This is a genomic window from Streptomyces sp. NPDC034049, from assembly GCF_055575575.1.
The window spans coordinates 34,250-49,627 of record NZ_JBVISJ010000020.1 but is presented as its reverse complement, the minus strand read 5'-3'; the positions used below and the strand labels follow the sequence as shown (position 1 = coordinate 49,627).

The window sequence follows — 15,378 nt, the reverse complement described above, 5'->3', positions numbered from 1 at the left end:
TGGGCGCCACCCCCGAACAACCCCCCGCTCCCTCCCGCCGACCGCCGGAGGCATACCGTGGGGATTCGCGCACGGGCGACCCCCACGCGACGTCGGGAGCGAGGAGACAACGGGATGGATGGCAGCCGCACCGCACTGGTGGAGGACCTGATGGAGAGGTTCCCGCACGTGCCACGGGAAGCCGTCTTCAAGGAGGACCTGCTCAGGGGCGGCGTGGCCTTCGACGCCTCCGCGCTGAGCGACAACGAGAAGGGCGAGGTCAAGCCGAAGTCGTACTTCATCTTCTCCTTCGACCACGGCACCCTCCCGGAGCTCGGCGAGGCCGCCCTGCGCCGCCCGCCGGAGGAGATCATCCTCACCGGCGGTCCCTACGACCTGCGGCGCACGGTCGTCTCCGTACGGGTCAACCCGTCCTCGCCCTACCGCGTGGCCGCCGACCAGGACGGCCTCCTCGGCCTCTACCTCGACGGCAAGCGCATCGCGGACGTCGGCGTCCCGCCGATGCCGGAGTACTACAAGCACACCCTCTCCAACGGGAAGTCCGTGATGGAGGTGGCCCCCACCATCCAGTGGGGCTACCTCATCTATCTGACCGTCTTCCGTGTCTGCCAGTACTTCGGCGCGAAGGAGGAGTGCCAGTACTGCGACATCAACCACAACTGGCGCCAGCACAAGGCGGCGGGCCGGCCGTACACGGGCGTGAAGGACGTCGACGAGGTCCTGGAGGCCCTGGAGATCATCGACCGCTACGACACGGCGAAGACCTCCACCGCGTACACGCTCACCGGCGGCGCCATCACCAAGACGGTCGCGGGCCGCGACGAGGCCGACTTCTACGGCCACTACGCCAAGGCCATCGAGGAGCGGTTCCCGGACCGCTGGATCGGCAAGGTCGTCGCCCAGGCGCTGCCGCTGGACGACGTCAAGCGCTTCCACGACTACGGCGTGAAGATCTACCACCCCAACTACGAGGTCTGGGACGAGTACCTCTTCAAGATGTACTGCCCCGGCAAGGAGCGGTACGTCGGCCGCGACGAGTGGCACAAGCGGATCCTGGACTCCGCCGGTGTCTTCGGCGCGCGCAATGTGATCCCCAACTTCGTGGCGGGCGTGGAGATGGCCGAGCCTTTCGGCTTCAAGACGGTCGACGAGGCGATCGCGTCGACCACCGAGGGCCTGCGCTTCTTCATGTCGCAGGGCATCACGCCCCGCTTCACCACCTGGTGCCCGGAGCCCACCACCCCGCTCGGCAAGGCCAACCCGCAGGGCGCGCCGCTGGAGTACCACATCCGGCTGCTGCAGGCCTACCGCGCCACCATGGACGAGTTCGGGCTGTCGTCGCCGCCCGGATACGGTCCGCCCGGACCCGGCCGTGCCGTCTTCTCCGTCAGCTCCTTCATGGACAGCCTGCCGGCCGTCGAGGAGGTTCCCGCCGAGTAACTCCTGTGGCGGTTGAGTCGATCGGCGTCGGCGTACGTACAACTCCACAGTGTGACCGCTGGTAACCGCATTTGAAGACGCAGCTTGTCAGTTGTGTGGGAAGCGTGAAAAGCTCTGGGGCACCGCAAGGTGGTCCCCCCAACTCCCTTGGATCTAAAGGGCAGTTGACTACTTTTGCATACTTCCCCCCTCGCTCTGTTGGATGCAGGAGACCCATGCCCGACCTGCCGAAGCCCCAGGACGCCGCCGAGGCCGCGCTGTTCTCGGAGTGCTGGGACGCGGTCCTGTCGTACGCCGACCTGTGCACGTCCGGTTCGGCCGCGGCGACCCAACTGGCCACCGAGGCCTTCACGAACGGCATGCACGAGGCACGCGCCCTGGAGTCCGAGGCGGGGGCCGACCGGGGCGCCGGTCGGCGTGCCCTGCGCCTGCCTCGAATACCGTTCCTCCTGACCTGGGTCAGGACCACCGCCACCGCCTGGGAGACGGGCGGCGAGGGCCACCGGCTCGACCCCCAGCTGCGCCTCTGGCTCAACTCGGACAAGGCCGCCCGCTACACCGGCCCCCCGCTGTACCGCCCGCTCGCCCTGCGCGCCCTGCGGGACATGCAGGAACCCGACGCGGCCCTGCTGTGGCTGGCCGAGGTCGAGTCGCTGCCGCTCGGCTCGGTGGCCCGCCGGCTCGGCCTCGACCCGGCGGTCGCCAGGACCGAACTCGACCAGGTCCGGGCGCTGTTCCGGGACCGCTGCCACCGCGGCCAGCTCGACGCGCCGCTGCACGCCGACTGCCGCACCTACGCCCGGCTGCTGGACGCGGTGACCCGCTCGCCCGGCACCGGCACCCCCGACGACCTCTCCCGCCACCTCGCCACCTGTGTGCAGTGCGCCGAGGCCGCGGGCTGCCTCGGCCTGCACGGCGGCGGCCTGCCCGCCGCGCTCGCCGGCGGCGTGATCGGCTGGGGCGGACTCGCCTACCTGGAACGCCGCCGCCGCGCGGCCGACGCCGGGCTGCTCCCCGGGCGCGCCGACGCCAGCGGCACCGACCGGGGACTCTCGCCGGGCCGGGAACCGCGGCCCCGGTTCAGCCGGAACGGGCTGCTCGCCGGAGCCGGTCTCGTCTCCGTGCTGGCGCTCGCCGTCTCCCTCATGCCGTTCGGCGACGACGAGCCCGTCGTCGAGGGCTCCTCCGCGCGGGAGTCGCCGGTGGTGCAGCAGGACCCGAGGTTCCCGGTGACCGGGGCGCCGTCCGGCGGCGACTCCTCCGAGCTGCAGAGCACGTCGCGGCCCGAGGAGACCGGCTCCGGCGACAAGGGCGACAAGAACGAGGGCGGCAACAGCCACGAGGAACCCCAGGGCGACTCCTCGACGCCCGCCCGCGTCACCCACCGGCCGGTGGAACCCGGCAAGTCGTCCGACGCCACCTGCCACGTCCGCTACCAGGTCGTCAACGAATGGCCCGGCGGCTTCCAGGGCGCCGTCACCGTCACCTCCACCAAGGCCCTCGACGGCTGGCACATCGGCTGGACCTACGCGGCCGAGCAGCGCGTCACCCAGATGTGGGACGGCACCTTCGACCAGGAGGGCTCCAAGGTCACCGCCACCTCCGCCGACTACAACAAGACCGTCGCCGCGGGCGGCACCTTCGGCGTCGGCTTCCTCGGCATCTGGGAGGGCTACGACAACCCCGTCCCCGTGAACTTCACGCTCAACGGGAAGAAGTGCGACCGCGCGGACTGAGCGCGGGGCGCGGCGGAGAGCGCCGCGAAAAATCGGTTGACGGGGGTCCTCGGGCCCCCGCTAGGGTGAGACCACCAAGCACGGCGGCCGTTCCGGCCGCCGTCGCCGACCACGAGTGAGACAGGAGGTGTCGACCGATGGCTGTCATTGCGACGGGCGCTGCCCGCATCCAGGAATCCATCCAGTCCACCTCCGTGGTCACCGGCTGACACCTGCGTCCTGCACGACCGCCGGGGCCACCCTGTGAAGGGTCTCCCTTGACTTCCTCCGGCTCCATCTCCGGTTCCCTCTCCACCTCCGGATCCGTCTCCTCATGGGTCTCCGCGTCCGTGTCCGCCCTCGCCCCCTTCGGCTGGGACGACTTCTGGGCGGACGCCTTCGCCCCGTACGCCGCCGAGGGCCTGCTCGTCGGGCGGGTCGTCCGGGTCGACCGCGGGCAGTGCGACGTCGTCACCGCCGACGGTCCGCTGCGGGCCGACACCGCGTTCGTCACCCCGCACGACCCCATGCGGGTCGTCTGCACGGGCGACTGGGTCGCCGTGGAACCCGCGGGCGACCCCCGCTACATCCGCACATACCTGCCCCGCCGCAGCGCCTTCGTCCGCTCCACCTCCTCCAAGCGCGCCGAGGGACAGATCCTCGCCGCCAACGTCGACCACGCGGTCGTCGCCGTGTCGCTCGCCGTGGAACTCGACCTCGGCCGGGTCGAACGGTTCCTCGCGCTGGCCTGGGAGTCCGGGGCCCAGCCGGTGGTCGTCCTCACCAAGGCCGACCTGGTGCCGGACGCCGTCACCCTGGGGCATCTCGTGCAGGACGTGGAGACCGTGGCGCCCGGTGTCCTCGTGCTGACGGTCAGCTCCACCCACGGCGAGGGTCTCGACGTCCTCGCCGCGGTGCTCGCCGGCGGCACCTCCGTCCTGCTCGGGCAGTCCGGCGCGGGCAAGTCGACCCTCGCCAACGCGCTGCTCGGCGACGACGTCATGGACGTCCGGGCCACCCGCGACGTGGACGGCAAGGGACGGCACACCACGACCACCCGCAACCTGCTCGTCCTGCCCGGCGGCGGTGTCCTCATCGACACACCCGGGCTGCGCGGCGTCGGCCTGTGGGACGCCGAGACCGGCGTCGGACAGGTCTTCGCCGAGATCGAGGAACTGGCCGCGGACTGCCGCTTCCACGACTGCGCGCACATCGCCGAGCCCGGCTGCGCCGTCCTCGGCGCGGTCGAGTCCGGTGAACTGCCCGAGCGGCGGCTCGAGAGCTACCGCAAGCTGCTCCGCGAGAACCAGCGGATCGTCGCCAAGAGCGACGCGCGACTGCGGGCGGAGATCCGCAAGGAGTGGAAGCGGAAGGGCGCGCAGGGGCGCGCGGCGATGGAGGCGAAGCGGGGTGGTTCGAGGTGAATCCCAGGCGCGGGTGAGTGGGGGCTTGTCGCTCAGTTCCCCGCGCCCCTGAGAGGCAAGGGGCTGCGCCCCTTGCCTCTCAGGGGCGCAGTGTCCGAATACCGCCAGCCCGCCGCCTCCGCGTCGTCGACACTTGAGGACATGAAGGACGAAGACACCAGGTACGAGGCCGTGCGGAGCAGGGACGGCCGGTTCGACGGGGAGTTCTTCTTCGCCGTCCGGACGACCGGGATCTACTGCCGGCCGAGCTGCCCGGCGGTGACGCCGAAACGGGAGAACGTCCGCTTCTACGCGTCCGCGGCCGCCGCCCAGAGCGACGGGTTCCGGGCCTGCCGACGGTGCCGTCCGGACGCCGTGCCCGGCTCGGCCGAGTGGAACGTGCGCGCGGACTCCGTGGGCCGCGCCATGCGGCTCATCGGGGACGGCGTCGTCGACCGCGAGGGCGTCGCCGGGCTGGCGGTGCGGCTCGGGTACAGCGCACGCCAGGTCCAGCGACAGCTCACCGCCGAGGTCGGCGCCGGGCCCGTCGCCCTGGCCCGCGCCCAGCGGGCGCACACCGCCCGCGTCCTGCTGCGCACCACCGCTCTCCCGGTCACCGAGATCGCCTTCGCGTCCGGCTTCGCCAGCGTGCGCCAGTTCAACGACACGATCCGCGCGGTGTACGCCATGACACCCAGCGCCCTGCGCGCCGGCGCACCCCGGCGGTCCGCCGGCCCGCCCACGACCGGCATCCCGCTCCGGCTCGCGTACCGGGGCCCGTACCGGTCCAGCGCCCTCTTCGACGTCCTGGCCGCCGAGACCGTCACCGGCGTCGAGGAGACGACCGGCGTACGCGGCCACCGCACCCACCGACGCACCCTCCGCCTCCCGTACGGCACCGGCATCGCCGAGGTCGACGAGCGACCGGGGGGCCGCCCCGCCGGGCGGTCCGGCGGCTGGCTCGACGCCCGGCTCCACCTCACCGACCCCCGGGACCTCACCACCGCCGTGCAGCGGCTGCGACGGCTGTTCGACCTGGACGCCGATCCGTACGCCGTGGACGAGCGCCTCGGCGAGGACGCCCGGCTCGCCCCGCTCGTCGCCGCCAGGCCGGGGCTGCGCTCACCGGGCACGGCCGACCCGGAGGAGTTCGCCGTACGGGCGCTCGTCGGGCGCGCGGAGGCGGAACGGCTCGTGCGGGCGTACGGCAAGACGCTGGACGCCCCGCGGGGGACCCTGACGCACCTGTTCCCCGAACCCGGAGCGCTGGCCGGCGCGGACGGCCCGCTCGGCGCCCTCGCGCGTGCCCTCGCCGACGGCACCTGCCGCCTCGACGTCGGCGCCGACCGGGACGCCACCGAGGCGGCCCTCCTCGCGCTGCCCGGCCTGGACGCCCGTACCGTCGCCGAGATCCGCACCCGCGCCCTCGGCGACCCGGACGTGGCACCCCCGGGCGAGGCCGTACCGGACGCCTGGCGGCCCTGGCGGTCGTACGCAGTCCAACACCTTCGGACACTGGAACAGGGAGTTCAGCCATGAGCACAGGGAGCTCAGCCGTGAGCACCGAGCAGCGGACGTACTACACCGTCGTCGACAGCCCCGTCGGGCCACTCCTCCTCACCGCCGACGAGCACGGTGCCCTCACCTCCCTCTCCGTGCCGGAGCAGAAGGGCGGCCGGGTCCCGCTGCCGGGCTGGCTGCGCGACCCCGCCCCCTTCCGGGCCGCCGAGGAGCAGCTCGCCGCCTACTTCGCCGGTGAACTCAAGGAGTTCCGGCTGGAGCTGCGCGGCGAGGGCACCGAGTTCCGGCGGCGGGTCTGGGCCGCGCTCGACGACGTCCCGTTCGGCGCGACCGTGACGTACGGCGCCGTCGCCGCCCGGATCGGCGCACCCCGCGCCGCCGTCCGGGCCGTGGGCGGCGCGATCGGCGCGAACCCCCTCCTCATCGTCCGCCCCTGCCACCGGGTGATCGGCGCGGACGGCACCCTCACGGGATACGCCGGCGGCCTCGACCGCAAACGCCTCCTCCTCGGTCTGGAGGGCGTGCTCCGGCCATGACGGCCCCGGCTCGCCGGTGGCTGTCCCGGTCGGCTCAGCCGCCGAACGCCGCGCCCACCCACGCGCCCGTCACCAGCAGACAGGCGAAGAGCTCCGCCAGGACGCTCGAACCGCCCGAGCGCATCGCCGTGCGCGTCGCCGCCCGCGCCGCGCCGGGGTGGCCGAGGCGGAGCCGTTCGGAGAGGTAGATACCGCCGACGAAGCCGGGGATCGCGCCGAGCACGGGCACCAGGACGAAGCCGAGGAAGGCCCCGGCCCCCGCGTACACGCCCATGCGCGGGGTGGCACCGCTCTCCGTCAGGCGCCGGGGCGGCAGGACCCAGCGGACCGCCCGGGACGCGAGGAGCACCGTGGTGGCGCCCACCAGCACCCACCAGGCGACGGGCCGCGGATCCTCCAGCGCCCACCACATGACCCCGGCCCATACGAGCCAGGACCCCGGAACACCGGGCACCAGCACTCCGCACAGGCCGAGCAGCAGCACGACCCCGACCAGCAGGAGTTCCCACGCTCCCATCTGCCCAGGGTGCCGGACCCAGCGGGAACACGCAGGTCAGGGGTGTCAGTCCCGGGTCACCCAGGCCCGCTCGTACGCGTACCAGCCCAGCTGTAGCCGGGTCGTCACCCCGGCCAGCTCCATCAGGCGCTTCACCCGGCGCTGCACGGTCCGCAGGCCCAGGTCCAGCTGTTTGGCGACGCTCGCGTCGGTCATGCCGGCCAGCAGCAGCGACAGGATCTCCAGATCGGTGGCGTCGGGGGCGTCCGGGATGTCCTCGATGACCCGGCCGGAGCCCAGGCGCAGCGGGAGGGCCTGCCGCCAGACCGATTCGAACAGGCCCGACAGCAGCTCCAGCAGGCCGCTCGCGTGGACGACGAGCGCGGCGGGCTCGGCGGTGTGCGTGGTGAGCGGCAGCATGGCGAGCGTCCGGTCGGCGATGACGAGCTTCGTGGGCACCTCGTCCATCACCCGCACCCGCTCCTCCCGGCCCAGCGCGGCGGACAGCTCGGTCAGGCCGGCGTCCTCGTCCAGGACGGCCCGTTCGACCACCACGCGGTAACCGACGCCGCGACCGGTCGCCTGCTCCTCCGCGGGGTTGTTCTCCGGCCCGGAGACCGCGATGGGAGCGCCGGTGACCATGGCGCAGACCTCCTCCGTGGCACCGAGCTGGAGCTGGAGGAAGCGCTGCGCTATCGCGGCCGAGCCGATCACCACCTCGACCAGGTCGTGCGCCGCGGGCTCGGCCGCGTTCGCCCGGTACTCCTCGGCGAGCAGGGCCGCCGTCAGCTCGGCCTTCTCCAGCTCGTGCCGCTGCTGGGTGAGCAGGGCGCCGAGGGCCACGCCGGGGGGAGCGGCGACCCAGCGGCCGGGGCGCGCGGAGGACTGGGCGGCGAGACCGTGCCGCTCCAGTCGGCGCAGCGCGCGTTCGGTGTCGTGCTCCCCGAGCGCGAGCCGGCGCGCCAGGTCCGGTACGTCGGCGGCGCCCACGGACACCAGGGCCCGGTAGGCCGACTCGTGCGTCTCGTCGAGACCGATCGCTCCCAGCATCCTGGCGACGCCGCCCCTCACTCGCCGCGCCTCCTCGGCGCACTTCCGCGTCGGCCCATCATCACCGCACCGGGCGCCAAACCGGCAGGCGGGGTCGCACAGCGAAATCCCAGGAACCTCCCGCACACTCGGGCCGACCGGCCCCCGCGCCCGCACCGCGCGCCTGTCGCCCCGGCGCCGCCGGGCGGTTTCTCCTGTGGGGGTGGCACCACCCGGCGGTCCCCGAACAGCGTGCTCCGTAGCGCGCTCCGGGGCGCCCCGGCCCGGGCGCCCCCACGCCCTCCATACTTCCCGATCCGTCGCATTTCCCTCATCTCATGCCATCCTCCCGCCGCCTCCCGCCGCCCTCTCGACTCCCTTGCCTCGCACCGGAGTTCGGCCTGTAGTCCGACACGCCGACGGGGTGCCGGCCGCGCGGGACGATTTTCCGGATGCCCCGTTTTCATACGGCTCCCGAGGTGGACAATTAGGGGCATGAGTCAGCAGGGGGAGAGGCCGACCGGTCACGAGGACGACTGGTGGCGGCAGTTGTACGACGACGCGAGTGGGGACACGGGCCCCTCGGTGGCGGCCGATTCCCTCGACGACCGCTTCGCCTCGGCGGCGAACACGGTCAGGGACGGAACCCCGAACCCGCCACCAACGGAGCCCCCGACGGCGCCGGGCGGGCCGACCGACCCGGCGAGCCCGGCACCGGCCGCGCCGGACACGTCGACGCCGATGCGTCCTGCGGGTGCGTCGGGTGCGTCGGACGGCTCAGGTCGCTCAGGTGGTGGCTCGGACGGCTCAGGCGCGCGAGGGGCCTGGGGTGCCGTGCCGGGTACGTCGGGAGCCTGGGCGGCGGTGCCGGGTACGCCGGCCGTCAGAGGTGGGCCGGGCGGGGCGGCCGGAGACGGCTCGGGCCGCGCGGCCGGATCCGGAGGCGGGTGGGGCGGGGCGGGTGACTCCGATGCCGGGGCGAACTCGCCGGGCGCCCCGCACACGGCTCCGCACGACGCACGCCCGGGTCATCCGGGTGCCCTCTCCGACCGGGTGCCACCGCAGGGCTCACCGGGCGCCCACTCGGACCGGGTGCCGCCCCAGAGCCCGCCGAGCGACCCCGCCGGCCGCGACGACCGAGACCGCCGGGGCGACCGGCCCGCACACCGGGCCACCCCTCCCGACGACGCGCCCGCACCCCCCGCTGCCCCTCCGCGTCCGTCGTCCAGCCCTGCCCCTGCGTCGTCCGTCGACGCCGGCCCGGGTCCGGTGCCGTCTGTCGATGTCGGCCCGCACGGCCCGGCCGGTGCCGGCAGCGGCGCCACACCGCCCGCTGTTCCTCCGCGTCCGTCCGTGAGCCCCGGTCCCGTCGGTCCCGTCGACGCCGACCCGCGCCGGCCGTCCCGCGCCGACACCGACTCGGCCGGTGAGCGCGGTGCCGCCCCGTCCGGCGAGTCCGGTCCGCGGTCGCCCTTCGCGGCCGTACCGCGTCAACCGCTCGGCTCGTCGGTCTCCCCGCCCGCCCGGGACCCCCGGCTCAGTGGGCTCACTCCGCAGCCGGCGCCGTGGGAGCCGCCGTCGGTCCAGCCGTCGGGGCCCGTGACCTTCCCGCCTGGGCCCACACCCCCGGGCTTCCGCGCGGCCGCGCCCTGGCGCCGCCCGCCCGCCCGGAGCCCCCACCGTGCGCAGGTGCCGATCCCCGCTCAGCCGACCTCCCCACCCGGCGCATCCTCCCCGGCCCCCCAGCCCCCTTCGGAACCCTCCGACATCCCTACCCTCCAGGCCGACGAGGTGTCGCTCGTCGGCGAGAGCGGGCGGGTGCGGGTCGCGCACGTGGGGTCCGGCCCGCCCACCTACGACGCGGAGCCGACCGCGTTGCCGCCGGCGGACCCGGAAGACCTGGGCGACCTGGTGGCGGACACGGTGCTGGACGGCGCGCGCTACGGGGCGTGCACGCTGCGCGCCGCGTCGCTGCGCGGAGACTCCGCGCGCTACCGCGGCGAGCCGCGCCGCGACGCGCTCCTCACCGCCCGCTTCGGCCTCGGCGAACAGGCACTCGTCCTGGTGGCCATGGCGACCGGCGCCCGGGCCACCCCCGGAGCGCACCGCGCGGCGGCGGAGGCGTGCCGGTGGATCGGCCGGGCCGTCGGGCTGAGCCATGTGCGGCTGGTGGAGGACATCCGGGCCGCCCGGCGCGGCGATCTGAAGTCGGGGCTGCACCGCCTCACCGACCGCAGCCTCGGCAAGCTCCGCGCCAGCGCCGTGGAGCAGGGGCTCGACCCGGAGGAGTACACGGCGAGCCTGCGCTGTCTGCTGCTCCCGGCCGACCCCGGGTGCCGTACGCGCGTGTTCTTCGGGGTCGGCGCGGGCGGACTGTTCCGGCTGCGGGGCGGCGAGTGGCAGGACATAGAGCCCCGGGTCGCCGACACGGCCGGTGCCCCGGTGGTCGGCTTCGGCTCGCTGCCGCACGAGACCCCCGACGGCGACCGCCTCACCATGGACCTCGGCATCACGACGCCCCCGAGCCCCTACGAGCCCGCTCCGGCCCCGCCCCGTGAGCCCTTCCGCTTCCGTGCCTCGGTGGCCCGGGAGGAGGACGTCCTGCTGCTGTGCACCGGCGGTCTGGCCGAACCGTTGCGTGGGGAGCCGCCGCTCGCCGAGCATCTGGCGGCGCGTTGGGGAGCCGCCGAACCGCCCGGTCTCGCCGCCTTCCTCGCCGACGCCCAGGTCAGGGTCAAGGGGTACACGGACGACCGTACGGCCGCCGCCGTGTGGGAGACCTGACGGCGGCCCCCGGCCGGCGCGGACGGGCGTCGATCGGCTGCTTTCGGCCGTGAGTTGGCCTGTACCAGCGCGCGATTCCGGCCAATCAACATCATCGGGTGCGTGGCTCGCCCCGGCCGGGGTAGACACCGCGCGCACTGCTGTCGCGTCCCAGTGGCATGCGGCTGGATCCGCAGCCCCGCGTGGGCAGTCGGGGTCGAGGGCCGGGGGCGCCGAGGGCTGTTCGGGGCGGGACGGGGGCCGGGTTCGTAGGGCTGTGCGGTGGTTTCACGGGGCGGCAAGCGCTCTCCCGAGGTACCGGCAGCTGGCTTGACTCTGTGCGTTTGAAAGCGTACGGACGGTCGCTCACGATTCGACATGAGTGCCGCGATCCGGACGGGGCATGGATCCCCGTGTACGTGTTCGAGCAGGAGGGAATCGTCATCGGCGCGTGGGCGGGGGTCATGAAGAGGCAGGCACGAGGGGGCGGTCCCACGGCGATCGGGGCCTCCTCGGCAGAGGTGGAGGAGGCGGTCGGCGAGGCGGCGGAGAAGGCCGGCGCCGAACAGCTCAGGCACAGACTCGGGCGGGCCGACCTGAGGGCGGTGCCCGAAGCCCGCAGGGCGCTGCGGGAGCTGCTGCGGCAATGGGGGCGACCGGGCAGATCGGAGATAGCGGAGCTGCTGACGAGTGAGCTGGTCACCAACGCGATCATCCACACCGACCACGACGCGGTGCTGACCGCCACCGTCTCGCCCCGCGGACTGCACGTGGAGGTACGGGACTTCGTGGGCCGCAGGCCCAAGCCGAGGGTGCCGCCCGCCGACGACAGCACGAACGGACGCGGTCTCCTCCTCGTCCAGTCCCTCGCCGACGCCTGGGGGGTACGGTCGCACGGCGTGGGCAAGTCGGTGTGGTTCGACCTCGACGGCGGCCTGACCTAGGGCTCTTCCGACGGGCCTCCGCCGGACCGGCGTGCGCCGGATCGGCGTCGCGGTGGGCGAACGGACAGGGGCGCGGCTCTCTGCCGCGCCCCTGTCCGATGTGTGGCTCGTCCTGCTCAGCCGAACTGCTGCTCCAGATCCTTGAGCTTGCGCTCCAGGGAGTCGAGCCGCGGCAGGGCCATGGTGTCGTCCTCCGCGGTGAGGTCGACCGTGATCGACTTGTCAGCGCCGTTGCGGACGGGCTGCAGGGAGGGACGCGTACGCACGGGCAGCTGTTCCGGCGTGGATATGGCGGAGTCCGAGGCCACCTGGGCCGCCGGCACCCGCTCCACGGTGGTGTCGACCTGGCGTCCGCCACCGCCGCCACCGCCGCCACGACCGGGCAGGCCCCGGTGGCCCCGGCTGATGGCCTTGAGGTGGGCGCGCTCCAGACGCTCTTGCTCGCGCTTGCGCGACCGGTTCTCCTCCTTCAGCCGCTTGTCCTCGCGGACCTCGTCCACGGCCTCGTCCAGGCTGCGCACGCCCTCCAGGAGCATCAGCGACCAGGCCCTGTACGTCTCACGCGGGGCCCGCATCCAGCGGACCACCCGGATCTGCGGCAGCGGGCGCGGCACGAGGCCCTGCTCGCGCAGCGCGGCCCGGCGGGTCTGCTTCAGCGCGCGGTCGAAGAGCACCGCGGCGGACAGGGACATGCCGGCGAAGAACTGAGGGGCGCCGTCGTGGCCGAGACCCCGGGGCGCGTGCACCCAGTTGAACCAGGCCGCCGCACCGGCGAACGTCCACACGAGTATGCGGGAACCGAGCGCCGCGTCACCGTGGCTGGCCTCGCGCACCGCGAGGACCGAGCAGAACATGGCGGCACCGTCCAGGCCGAACGGGACCAGGTACTGCCACCCGTTGGTGAGGCCCAGGTTCTGCTCACCGAAGCCCACCAGGCCGCGGAAGGAGAGTGCGGCGGCGACCGCGGCACAGCAGAAGAGGAGGATGTAGGAGAAGAGACCGTAGAGGCTCTCCTTGCGCCTGCGGCGCTCCTCGCTGCGTTCCCACGAATCCTCTGTCTTCGCGTGCTCCCCGGAGCGCTTGCCGCGCGCGAGCACCGCAACCGCCGCCAGCATGCCCAGGAGCAGTACGGCGCCCGGAAGCAGCCAGTTCAGCGATATGTCGGTCAATCTCATCAGGGGTCCCTTGCATTGGGATAGGGCGTAACGCCCGCCATAGTGGCCCAATCCTCGCGGCCCTCAGGGGGTTTCGGGGCAAGAGACCGCCAAAGAAGTGCAATGAGTGACGCCAGGCGGCATTCTGCTCGAACTACCGCGCGAGGGACGGGAGTTGAGTGCGAGTGAGATTACCCGTTCGAGTGGTTCCACGGAAAGTTCCTGCGACAAGTGAGGAATTTGTGAACCACCTGTAACCCAACGGGGCCCCACCCGGAGTGGATCTTACGGCACATGCCGCGGGCGATCGCCGGGGGGTCGCCCTCGCGCCGTCCGCCGCGCCCTAGCGCCGTCCGCCGGCCTGCGGTGAGGCGCCGTCAACCGGTGGCGGCGGCCGTGAGTTTGGAGATCCGCTCCGTCTCGCACGTGCGCGGGCAGGTGACGCAGGTGTCCTCCGGGACCAGCGTGTAGAACATGCAGCAGCTCGCCCGGTCCCGGGTAGGCAGCGACTCGCCGCCGGGTCCGGTCAGTTCACGGAAGCCCGCCGCGCCCACGTACGGCCGCGTCGAGCCCGGGAGCAGCAGTTCCAGCTCGCGCCGGCAGCGCTCCTGCTCGTCGGGGCCCAGGAGTTCGGCGATGTACCAGATGCCCTCGACGACCTCGTCGGTTGCCATGCCCCACAGCGCCCGCCCGCGCCGCCGCATGCGCGGGCCGAAGCCGGCCAGCACCGGTTCTATGTGCTCGGCGAACGCGGCCCGCACCTCGGCCCGCAGCGCCTCCTCGTCCGCCACGACCCGGGCGCCGGGTTCACCGGCCGCCGGATCGTCCGGCAGGCAGCTGAACGTTTCGCCGCGCACCACCAGCCGGCTCCGCTCGCGCTGGAACGCCACGTGCTCGACGGGGAAGCGCGGCACCCGGCGCTGGAGGAACCAGGGGACCGTGAAGAGCAGACAGGCGTACCAGGAGTAGCGGTGCAGTCCGAAGGTCGCCACCACGTCCGGGCGGCCCTCGCGGCCGTGGTCCCGCAGTATCTGGGCCTCGTCCCACGCCAGGAACGCGTCGAGTTCGGCTCCCGCCGCCGCCAGTCCGGCGGCGGAGACCCACCCCTCACCATCGGGCAATGGCTCCATGGGGGAGAGTTCTGTCACGCTCATCATCGGCAGCACCTCGGTGAGGCGCGTGTACGCCGCCGCCAGGGGCGACCTGCGTGAAGTGGGTGCCGGTGCCGGTGCTGTCTGGGGCATACGGAGACCGCCGTTTCACCATCGCTGCCAAGTAAGGCTTACCTTACCCGAGGTGGTCGAGGTTTGAACTGAGGTCATGTGCGCCTATGGTGCTTTACGACCGGTAACAACCCGAGTAGTGACCTAACCGCCCCCATGTACCCCGTCGGCCGCGCTACTCGACCCGTTCGACACTCGACTCGGCTCGGAGGAGGACCCGTGGAGCAGGCCGGACCGCGCCCGCGCGAGGCCACGGCCATGAGCGCGCCGGACCCCGCCGCCGCTCGTCCGGCGTCGGCGTACCGCGTGCCCGCGCAGCCCGGGGTCGCGGACGTCGACCGGGAGCGAGGTATCGCGGCGGACGGCACCGCGGCCGCGGGTCGGGGCGACATCGGGCCCGGCGCCGACGCGGCCCGGGGCGAGCACACGCACAGCGAGGTCCCGATCCCGCTGCCGCGCGCCCAGGGGCGTCCCGTCGTCCAGCGGGCCTCCGTGCGGGGCCAGATCCTCGACGCGCTGCGGGCCGCGCTCGCCGGTGGGGAGCTGACGCCGGGCGAGGTCTACTCCGCGCCCGCGCTGGGGGAGCGGTTCGGGGTCTCCGCGACGCCCGTGCGCGAGGCGATGCAGCAACTGGCCATCGAGGGCGCCGTCGAGGTCGTGCCCAACCGGGGCTTCCGTGTCGTACGACGGGGCGCCCGGGAGCTGGCCGAGCTGGCGGAGGTGCGGGCGCTGCTCCAGGTGCCGGTGGTCATGAGGCTCGCGCGGACGCTGCCGGCGGACCGCTGGGGCGAGCTGCGGCCCCTCGCCGACGAGACGGCGCGGGCGGCGTCCTCCGGGTGCCGTGCGACGTACGGGGAGGCGGACCGGGCCTTTCACCGGGGGGTGCTGGGGCTGTCCGGCAACGAGCAGCTGCTGCAGCTCACGGACGACCTCCACCGGCGGACGCAACTGCCGCTGGGGGGTGGCCAGATGGGGGTGTCCGGCAGCGGGGGCCGGGTGGAACTGATGGCTGACGCCGCCGAGCACATCGCGTTGCTGGACGCGTTGGTGGCGGGGGACCTGGAGGCGGCGTGCTGTCTGGTGGAGAGGCACTTCGGGGTGGGGGGCTGAGGGTTCGCCGGCGGGTGCGGGTGGTTCGTGGTTGCTCGCGCAGT

Annotated in this window: 12 protein-coding genes; 8 read left to right on the top strand and 4 right to left on the bottom strand. The window is 73.5% G+C overall.

Features of this window, described 5'->3' with window-relative positions; translation table 11 throughout:
- Window positions 1-114 precede the first annotated feature (114 nt).
- The 5 genes from ACZ52C_RS37580 (at window position 115) to ACZ52C_RS37560 (ending at window position 6,615) form a co-directional block, all read left to right on the top strand.
- Window positions 115-1,440 carry a radical SAM protein gene (locus tag ACZ52C_RS37580; RefSeq protein ID WP_469079023.1) on the top strand — a complete coding sequence of 442 codons (1,326 nt, stop codon included), beginning with the start codon at window positions 115-117 and terminating at the stop codon, window positions 1,438-1,440.
- A gap of 215 nt (window positions 1,441-1,655) precedes the next feature.
- A complete protein-coding gene (locus ACZ52C_RS37575) occupies window positions 1,656-3,176 on the top strand; it encodes a cellulose binding domain-containing protein (RefSeq protein ID WP_469079022.1) in 1,521 nt (506 codons plus the stop codon).
- Window positions 3,177-3,451: 275 nt separating this feature from the next.
- Complete coding sequence (gene rsgA, locus ACZ52C_RS37570) at window positions 3,452-4,579, top strand: ribosome small subunit-dependent GTPase A (protein WP_469079070.1); 1,128 nt, start codon at window positions 3,452-3,454, stop codon at window positions 4,577-4,579.
- Between the two features lie 141 nt (window positions 4,580-4,720).
- Window positions 4,721-6,097, top strand: coding sequence for a DNA-3-methyladenine glycosylase 2 family protein (locus ACZ52C_RS37565; RefSeq protein WP_469079021.1), 1,377 nt, complete (start codon window positions 4,721-4,723; stop codon window positions 6,095-6,097).
- Between the two features lie 17 nt (window positions 6,098-6,114).
- Window positions 6,115-6,615 carry a methylated-DNA--[protein]-cysteine S-methyltransferase gene (locus tag ACZ52C_RS37560; protein WP_469079020.1) on the top strand — a complete coding sequence of 167 codons (501 nt, stop codon included), beginning with the start codon at window positions 6,115-6,117 and terminating at the stop codon, window positions 6,613-6,615.
- A 34-nt stretch (window positions 6,616-6,649) separates the two neighbouring features.
- On the opposite strand, the gene ACZ52C_RS37555 is transcribed toward ACZ52C_RS37560, so the two are convergent.
- Both ACZ52C_RS37555 and ACZ52C_RS37550 read right to left on the bottom strand, forming a co-directional pair.
- Window positions 6,650-7,132, bottom strand: a complete 483-nt coding sequence (locus ACZ52C_RS37555; RefSeq protein ID WP_469079019.1) for a DUF456 domain-containing protein — start codon at window positions 7,130-7,132, stop codon at window positions 6,650-6,652.
- Window positions 7,133-7,177: 45 nt separating this feature from the next.
- Window positions 7,178-8,161 carry a helix-turn-helix domain-containing protein gene (locus tag ACZ52C_RS37550; RefSeq protein ID WP_469079069.1) on the bottom strand — a complete coding sequence of 328 codons (984 nt, stop codon included), beginning with the start codon at window positions 8,159-8,161 and terminating at the stop codon, window positions 7,178-7,180.
- A gap of 1,332 nt (window positions 8,162-9,493) precedes the next feature.
- Between ACZ52C_RS37550 and ACZ52C_RS37545 the strand changes: the two genes are divergently transcribed.
- Window positions 9,494-10,924, top strand: a complete 1,431-nt coding sequence (locus ACZ52C_RS37545) for a protein phosphatase 2C domain-containing protein (protein WP_469079018.1) — start codon at window positions 9,494-9,496, stop codon at window positions 10,922-10,924.
- A gap of 443 nt (window positions 10,925-11,367) precedes the next feature.
- Window positions 11,368-11,847 (top strand): ATP-binding protein, encoded by a 480-nt coding sequence (locus ACZ52C_RS37540; protein WP_469079068.1) that lies wholly within the window; start codon window positions 11,368-11,370, stop codon window positions 11,845-11,847.
- Between the two features lie 116 nt (window positions 11,848-11,963).
- On the opposite strand, the gene ACZ52C_RS37535 is transcribed toward ACZ52C_RS37540, so the two are convergent.
- Complete coding sequence (locus tag ACZ52C_RS37535; RefSeq protein WP_469079017.1) at window positions 11,964-13,022, bottom strand: DUF2637 domain-containing protein; 1,059 nt, start codon at window positions 13,020-13,022, stop codon at window positions 11,964-11,966.
- Window positions 13,023-13,378: 356 nt separating this feature from the next.
- Entirely contained in the window at window positions 13,379-14,245 is an 867-nt protein-coding gene (locus ACZ52C_RS37530; protein WP_469079016.1) for a (2Fe-2S)-binding protein, read from the bottom strand.
- A 198-nt stretch (window positions 14,246-14,443) separates the two neighbouring features.
- On the opposite strand from ACZ52C_RS37530, the gene ACZ52C_RS37525 reads away from it, so the two are divergent.
- Window positions 14,444-15,334: a GntR family transcriptional regulator gene (locus tag ACZ52C_RS37525; protein WP_469079015.1), complete on the top strand. Its 891-nt coding sequence runs from the start codon at window positions 14,444-14,446 to the stop codon at window positions 15,332-15,334.
- The last annotated feature ends 44 nt before the right edge of the window (window positions 15,335-15,378 follow it).